General features: G+C 59.0%; 5 protein-coding genes and 5 pseudogenes. 5 read left to right on the top strand and 5 right to left on the bottom strand.

Translation table 11 applies throughout. From position 1 onward, the window contains the following. Positions 1-208: pseudogene (locus tag ASC37_RS11135) on the bottom strand (IS256 family transposase); the annotation flags it as partial. Between the two features lie 104 nt (positions 209-312). Between ASC37_RS11135 and ASC37_RS11130 the strand changes: the two are divergent. Next, a pseudogene (locus ASC37_RS11130) lies at positions 313-888 on the top strand (IS5 family transposase); the annotation flags it as partial. 318 nt (positions 889-1,206) lie between these two features. Here ASC37_RS11130 and ASC37_RS11125 read toward each other — a convergent pair. Beyond that, positions 1,207-1,482, bottom strand: a pseudogene (locus ASC37_RS11125) (transposase); the annotation flags it as partial. A gap of 186 nt (positions 1,483-1,668) precedes the next feature. Between ASC37_RS11125 and phnC the strand changes: the two are divergent. Genes phnC through ASC37_RS11105 form a run of 4 tightly spaced genes read left to right on the top strand, consistent with a single transcriptional unit; the run spans position 1,669 to position 5,175 of the window. Next, the gene (phnC, locus tag ASC37_RS11120) at positions 1,669-2,484 is read left to right on the top strand and encodes a phosphonate ABC transporter ATP-binding protein (protein WP_055424428.1); all 816 of its coding nucleotides are present in this window, start codon (positions 1,669-1,671) and stop codon (positions 2,482-2,484) included. A gap of 17 nt (positions 2,485-2,501) precedes the next feature. Beyond that, positions 2,502-3,380 carry a phosphate/phosphite/phosphonate ABC transporter substrate-binding protein gene (gene phnD / locus ASC37_RS11115; protein ID WP_055424427.1) on the top strand — a complete coding sequence of 293 codons (879 nt, stop codon included), beginning with the start codon at positions 2,502-2,504 and terminating at the stop codon, positions 3,378-3,380. Beyond that, on the top strand, positions 3,377-4,177 hold the full coding sequence (gene phnE, locus ASC37_RS11110) for a phosphonate ABC transporter, permease protein PhnE (protein WP_055424426.1): 801 nt from the start codon (positions 3,377-3,379) through the stop codon (positions 4,175-4,177). The genes phnD and phnE overlap by 4 nt, the downstream gene beginning before the upstream one ends. A 17-nt stretch (positions 4,178-4,194) precedes the next feature. Continuing rightward, on the top strand, positions 4,195-5,175 hold the full coding sequence (locus ASC37_RS11105) for a phosphonate dehydrogenase (RefSeq protein ID WP_055424425.1): 981 nt from the start codon (positions 4,195-4,197) through the stop codon (positions 5,173-5,175). A 73-nt stretch (positions 5,176-5,248) separates the two neighbouring features. Here the strand turns inward: ASC37_RS11105 and istB are convergent. The 3 genes and pseudogenes from istB to ASC37_RS11400 form a co-directional block, all read right to left on the bottom strand. Beyond that, positions 5,249-5,897 (bottom strand): annotated as a pseudogene (istB, locus tag ASC37_RS11100) (IS21-like element helper ATPase IstB). Beyond that, positions 5,885-6,682, bottom strand: a complete 798-nt coding sequence (gene istA, locus ASC37_RS11095; RefSeq protein WP_072248013.1) for an IS21 family transposase — start codon at positions 6,680-6,682, stop codon at positions 5,885-5,887. Before istA ends, istB begins: the two are co-directional and overlap by 13 nt. A 63-nt stretch (positions 6,683-6,745) precedes the next feature. Continuing rightward, positions 6,746-6,886: pseudogene (locus ASC37_RS11400) on the bottom strand (transposase); the annotation flags it as partial. Positions 6,887-7,021: the final 135 nt, after the last annotated feature.

Raw genomic sequence — 7,021 nt, 5'->3', positions numbered from 1 at the left:
TGAGTACCGTCTTGGGTTTGTACCCGTTGGCGTAGTCACGCCGTCGCTCACTACGTTCATAGGGCGCCGCTCCAAGGAACTGGGATCGTTCGATCTTGGCGGCTTCATTGACGAGGATGCGCAGAGCCTCGCCGGCACCCTCCAGTCCGTGTTCGAGCAACACAGCATAAGCCATTTCCAAAGGATTGGTTTCGACACGCATCGCCATGATGGGCATACTCCTTTCTCGAAGTCATGGCGTCAGACCGAGCGCCGCGCACTTCCTGCCAGAGGCGCTAAACGGAATTTACAGAAAGGATGGTACACAACCTCCTGACCGAGCGTGGCCTCATGCTCAAGAGCGGCACCATCGTGGATGCCACGCTCATTGCTGCTCCCAGCTCGACCAAGAACGCCCGCCGTGAGCGCGACCCTGAGATGCACCAGACGAAGAAGGGCAACCAGTGGTACTTCGGCATGAAAGCGCACGTTGGGGTCGACGCCGAGACAGGGCTGGTACACACGGTGGTGGCCACCGCTGCCAACGTCTCGGATGTGACGCAGGCGCATCGGCTCTTGCACGGGCAAGAGACCGACGTCTTTGCCGATGCGGGCTATCAGGGAGTGGACAAGCGAGCGGAAAACCAGGGCAAGCAAGTCGCTTGGCACGTGGCCATGCGGCCGGGCAAGCGCCGGGCATTGGACAAGCGCACTTTTCTTGGCCAGGTGATGGATGCCTTGGAACGCACCAAGGCGCGCATTCGTGCCAAGGGTGAGCATCCGTTTCGGGTACTCAAATGCCAGTTTGGCTACCGCAAGACGCCCTATCGAGGCTTGGCCAAGAACGGCGCGCAGCTCAACGTCCTGTTTGCGCTGGTCAATCTGTGGCTGGCGCGCAAAGCCTTGCTGGCTGCGCCGGACGGGATAAGTGCGCCCGCAGTGGGCTCACTGGGGCCGGATGAGGCTGCAGAGGGCCCACGAAGGGGCTTGCTGGAGCCCAAGAACCGTTCAGCATCTGTTTCGATCCCATCCTACGAAACGATATTGACCCTGAACTCGTCGCCACGAACGAGTGGGCGGGGTAGTGCAGAGGTTCCCTAGGGAAACGCTGATCAAGTTGCAGCAGGGGTAGCGATGCGGGCTGTACGGGCTTGGGCGGCACGATTTTGCTCGCTCTGGCGGCCCCTGCGGGCCCGTTTTCGGGCCACCTGGCCCGCATTGGGCGCACTATGGGCGCACCAACGCCGGCACGCGCCGCGCGGCCATATACAGATTGACCATCGCTAGCGCCGTGAAGACGCGGTTGGCGTTCTTGGCAAGTCCGCGGTAGCGCACCTTGACGAACCCCCACAGGCGCTTGAGCACGTGAAACGGGTGCTCCACGCGCGCCCGAGTGCGGCTCTTGGTGCGGTTGCGCAGCCGCTCGGCCTCGTCCTGCCCGTCGGGCTTGCGCACGCGCCGGTTGGTGAAGTCGCGCGCCTGGGGTGCTGCCGCCTTGATGAGCGTGAGTCCAGACATAGGTGTTATCTATAGATACCCCTATTTTTCGGGGTCCAAGTTTCATATTGATGTCACATTCCACGAATAAAATGCACGCATGCCTAGCCGTATCGAACTTCTTTCTGCGGCAAATGTGCGTCATAAGCGCTCTCGCGCTGCTCGCAGGCAGAAACTTGCAAAGGTAACAACATGAAGTTGGAGAAGGACCGAGTCGTTCTGAGTCTCAAGGGAGTTTCCGTCCGCTACGGTGACTCGACCGTGGCCTTGCACCCGACGAGTCTGGATGTGAAGCAGGGAGAGTTTTTGGTGCTTCTGGGCGCCTCGGGCGCAGGGAAGTCCACCTTGTTACGAACCATCAATGGACTGGTGCTGCCCACAAAAGGCGAGGTATCGATACCTGGCCTGGCAGGTGGGGTAGTCAACGCAAAGACGCTGAGAGAGCACCGCAAGCGCTGTGGGATGGTTTTCCAGCAGCATCATCTGATTGGACGTCAGTCGGTCCTCAGGAATGTTCTGATGGGAAAGCTCGGTGACAGGGGTGCATTCGCTTCGCTATGGCCGTGGAGCAAGAAGGACAAGCTGGAGGCGCTCACAGTGATTGAGCGTGTCGGGCTGCTCGAAAAGGCGCTCTCCCGGGCTGATGCCTTGTCTGGGGGGCAGCAGCAGCGCGTAGGCATAGCTAGGGCGCTAATACAGAAGCCACGAATCCTGCTGGCCGATGAGCCTGTTGCCAGCCTGGACCCGGCAACCGCACATAGCGTGCTCACCTTGTTGCATGAGATCTGCAAGAAGGACCACCTCACCGCAATCGTGAGTCTTCACCAGGTGGAGCTCGCGCGCTCGTTTGCAGACCGAATCATTGGGCTCCGCCAGGGAGCTGTTGTATTCGAGGGTAGGGCAGAGCAGCTGAGTCCCGATGTTGTGCGGAACCTCTATGCAAAGCAGTCCAACGCTTCCAACACGAGTGCGTCCACTGATAGCCCCCGAACTCTTCAATCCAGTTAAACCAAGGAGCTCTTGCCATGCTGAATCGCCGTAACTTCTTTCTTGTTGTCAGCGCAGCTTCTTTTGCTGCACTCCTTCCTCTGTGGGCTCATGCGCAGGGAAAGGATCCATCAAAGCTTCGTGTCGCCCTTCTTCCAGATGAGAACGCTGCCAGCGTCATCCAGAACGCGCAGCCTCTTAAGCGCTATCTTGAACAGCAGCTCAAGAAGGATGTTGAGATTGTGGTGACTACCGATTACTCCTCGATGATCGAGGCAATGCGGTTCGGTCGGATTGAGGTAGCGTACTTTGGACCGTTCTCGTACGTTTTGGCCAAATCTAAGGCGCCCGGGATTGAGCCCTTTGCGGTGGGCGTTGAACGTGGGTCGCCCACATACCAGTCGGTCTTCATCGCAACGGCCGGAGGGCCGGTGAAAACGCTTGAAGACGTGCGCGGCAAGCCCTTCGGATTTGGCGACCAGGCGTCCACATCAAGCCACCTTGTACCACGTGCACACCTGCTCAAGAAGTACAAGCTTGATGGTGAGAAGGACTATCGGCCAGTTCACCTTGGGGCACATGACGCGGTCGCACGTGCGGTGCAGTCGGGTCAGATTCCAGCCGGGGCTCTGTCCAAGCCGATTCTGGACAACCTCATCGCTCGAGGAAGCATTGATGCCACGAAGATTGTTCAGCTTGACCTTTCTGCTCCCATTCCAAACTATCCGGTCGTCATGCAGGGGGACCTCAAGCCTGAGCTCAAAGCTGCCATCCGCTCTTCCTTTCTGGACATGAAGGATGCTGAGGTGCTCAAGGCGTTTCGTGTCCAGGCGTTTGCCCCCACTGATGACGCTGCATATGACGTCATTAGGGATACCGCAACCATCCTGAAGCTTGATTTGGGCCGTATGCAATGACCTCGGCTGCATTCGAGAACATCATCAGTCGCGACAAGCGGGAGCAGTTCATTGGACTGCTCAATACAGCGTTCGTCCTTCTGGTTTGCCTTGTAGCCCTGTACGTCACGGGGTTCTTCGATGCACAGCGGTTCATCGAAGGCGCCCCGGCTGTCAAGCAGCTCTTATCTGAGATGGTCCCTCCCAACTTCGACCGCTGGGAGCACTGGGTCATCCCGCTGAGGGACACCTTGGCGATGTCGATTGCCGGCACAGCACTGACTATCGTGCTTTCACTTCCGCTGGCGCTCCTGGCGGCTCCAAACACCACCCCCAATCCTTGGGTGGGAAGAGTGGCCAGAGTCATCCTGGCGGCATTCCGGTCCGTGCCAGAAATCATTCTTGGCATTCTGTTCGTGGCAGCCGTAGGGTTTGGTGCTCTACCTGGGGTGCTCGCACTGGCGTTGCATTCCACGGGAATGGTCGCAAAGTTTTACGCGGAAGCCATTGAGCACGTGGATCCGAAGCCACTTGAAGCAGCTGCTGCGGTAGGCGCAAGCCGCTTTCAGGTCATCACCCATGCTGTGTTACCGCAGGTTTTGCCCCAGTTGGCGGACATCACCATCTACCGATGGGAATATCACTTTCGCGCATCGGCAGTGATGGGCATCGTGGGTGCGGGCGGCATTGGCTTCGAACTCATGGCAGCTCTGCGCCTGACCAAGTACGACGAGGTCTCCGCCATTTTGCTGTCCATCCTCATATGCGTGCTCGTGGTCGACGGCATTGGGTCGGCGCTTCGCAAACATCTGAAATAGAAAGAGAGAGGAAGGTAATGATGCCGAAAATTGTGGTGACGCAGCCCATCCATGAAGAGGTACTGGCGCGTCTTATGCAGGTTGGTGAAGTGGTGATGAATCCCGGTCCTGAGCCGTGGAGCGAGGCCGAGCTCCACCGTCATCTGAAGGATGCCGACGCAATGATGGCTTTCATGTCTGACCGGGTAGATCAGCGAACCCTGTTGCACGCTCCCAGGCTCAAGACCATCGCTTGCGCCCTGAAGGGGTATGACAACTTTGACCTGAGGGCTTGCGCACAAGCCGGGGTGACCGTCACCTTTGTTCCTGACCTCCTCACAGAGCCCACAGCCGAGCTGGCCATCGGATTGGCTATTGCTGCTGGCAGGAACGTGCTTCAGGGTGACGCCGCTACAAGAGCAGGCTACTCTGGGTGGAGGCCAGTTCTATACGGAACCGGGCTTCATGGGTCGGTGGCCAGCGTGATCGGTCTCGGAAAAGTTGGGCAGGCCATATTGGCGCGACTCGCGGGCTTTGGCTGCGCGCGGCTGCTTGGTGTAGACCCAAGTGTGCGTCTAGATCAGGTCGAACTGGTCACGCTCGATGAGGCTTTCAGCACATCGGACTATGTGTTCCTGGCAGTGCCTCTTGTTAGCGATACGCGCCACCTGGTTGACTCCAGGGTGCTTCAACTATCGAAAAAGGGCCAGATCCTTGTAAACGTGGGTAGGGGGTCTGTGGTCGACGAAAGGGCGGTTGTCGATGCCTTGGCTAATGAGCAACTTGGCGCGTACGCCGCTGACGTCTATGAGATGGAAGATTGGCTACTTCCAGACAGACCTCGCGAAATTCATCCGGGATTGATCAACAACCCCAGAACAGTACTCACTCCCCACATCGGCTCGGCTGTGAGACGCGTACGGTTCGAAATTGAAATGCGGGCTGCTGAGAACCTAGTCCGCTCACTCAGGGGCGAGAGTTTGAGTGATGTTGCTGTTGTCAACACCGACCACAATTGACCGCTTTTCACCGATTCGAGATGTCCGGTTTTCAACGGAATGCTGCTTGGCTGCCCAGGCCGTAGGTGGTGGGCTACCTGTCTCCTTCTGGTTGGGGTAGGTTGGCCGCTTTGGTCAGGAGCCCGGCTTTGCGCTTTTCCTTGAGCCGGAAGCTCTCGCCCTTGATGTTGAGGGTGGTGGCATGATGCAGCAGCCGGTCGAGAATGGCCGTGGCCACCACTTGGTCGGCAAAGATCTCGCCCCAGTCGGCAAACCCTTTGTTCGAGGTGAGAATGATCGAGCCTTTTTCGTAGCGTCGGGCCACCAATCGAAAGAAAAGGCTCGCTTCCTGTCGTTCAAGCGGCAGGTAGCCGATCTCATCGACGATCAGCACCTTGGGGTAGGTAAGCTGCTGCAGTTGCCGCTCCAGGCGTTTCTCCTGCTGGGCACGCTTGAGCCGGTTCATCACTTCCTCCAGCGTCAGAAACAGCACCCGATGACCCGCTTCGGCAGCCTTCACGCCAAGCGCGATGGCCAGGTGGGTCTTGCCCACGCCCGGTGGCCCTAACAGGATGACGTTCTCTGCCCGCTGCACAAACGCCAGTCCGGCAAGGCTTCGGATCATCGGCAAGAAAGCTGCGGTAGTCGAGCTCTTGCTTTGCCGCTTGTTCGCACAGGGCGTCGAGATTTGCGATCAGGTACTCCATCTTGAGTTGGCGCATCAGGTGCATCAGTTCCATGATGCCGCCTCCGCGTAAGCGGTCAGGCTTCTGGTCTCGACCTTGAGTTCCTGCCACAGCCGGGCATGGTGCTCGGGCACGACGCTCCAACCTGTGCGCTTCGGACGCAGCTGGTGTTCGGCTACCACCGTGCCTTCGCTGTCGAACACTTTGAGCGTACCGTCCAGGGCCATGTGGATGAATACGGTTTGCCCACACAAGTGTGCGGGCACGCTGTAGCGGTTGCCGCGCACGTCGATGAAGGCATCGAGCGCCACCCGTCGGGTCTGCCGGTAGCTGGTATCGAAGCGCACCGGCGGCAACGGGGCAAGATGCGCGCGTTCCGCTTCGAAGCGCTCGCGCACGACCTCCTTGTGGGTACCGTGCACCCGCTCGTCGGCCACCTCGGCAAGCCACTTTTGGAGCAACTGGTTGAGATGCGCCAGGCTTTCAAACGCCCGGTGGCGCTGAAAGAAGTTCTCTTTGACGTAGCGCACCATCCGCTCGTCTTTCCCTTTGGTCTGCGGCCGGTGCGGTCGGCAGGCCTTGGGGCGAAACCCATAGTGTGCGGCAAGCGCTAAAAAGCCCGGATTGAACCGCACGCCTCCATCGAGCCCGTGGGCAAGCACCGCTGCTTTCTGGTTGTCCACCCAGACTTCACCCGGCACGCCGCCAAAGTGTTCGAAAGCGCGAATCAGCCCCTCGTAGGTGTGTTCGGCATCCTCACACGGGGCCGCCCAGACATGAAAGCGCCGCGAATAGCCCAAGGTATTGACCGCGAAATGAACCCGCAGCAATCGCCCACCCACCTCGGTCTCGGTTGTGCAACCTTTTTTCTGTAAATTTCCGTGGTGTTGGTCATGACGCCGGGGTTACGGGTTGAGGTTGAGATAGACCTTGCCGGTCATCCACTCGTCGTCGAGTTCGGCCAGCAGCGCCGAGACCAGGCGCAGGCAGGAATCCATGTTGGGGAAGATGCTGGCCACCCGGGTGCGTCGTCGCAGTTCCCGGTGTCGGGTAGCAGGACGGCATTACTGCCGCCCCGCCCCCTAAGAACCGTACGTGCGAGTTTCCCCGCATACGGCTCAAGCCTCTGCAAAGCTCCTTTTGACAGGAGCCGGCAGTTCACTTACCACCTTGGCTGTGGA

The sequence above is a fragment of the Tepidiphilus thermophilus genome (assembly GCF_001418245.1).
GTDB classification, from domain to species: Bacteria; Pseudomonadota; Gammaproteobacteria; order Burkholderiales; family Rhodocyclaceae; genus Tepidiphilus; species Tepidiphilus succinatimandens.
Note: the sequence above shows the minus strand (reverse complement) of the source record. Positions and strands in the feature narration are given on the sequence as shown.

What these genes read in the sequence shown, in the direction of transcription:
- phnC (WP_055424428.1), top strand. Translation starts at nt 1,669, where the DNA reads ATGAAGTTGGAGAAGGACCGAGTCGTTCTGAGTCTCAAGGGAGTTTCC.
- phnD (WP_055424427.1), top strand. Translation starts at nt 2,502, where the DNA reads ATGCTGAATCGCCGTAACTTCTTTCTTGTTGTCAGCGCAGCTTCTTTT.
- phnE (WP_055424426.1), top strand. Translation starts at nt 3,377, where the DNA reads ATGACCTCGGCTGCATTCGAGAACATCATCAGTCGCGACAAGCGGGAG.
- ASC37_RS11105 (WP_055424425.1), top strand. Translation starts at nt 4,195, where the DNA reads ATGATGCCGAAAATTGTGGTGACGCAGCCCATCCATGAAGAGGTACTG.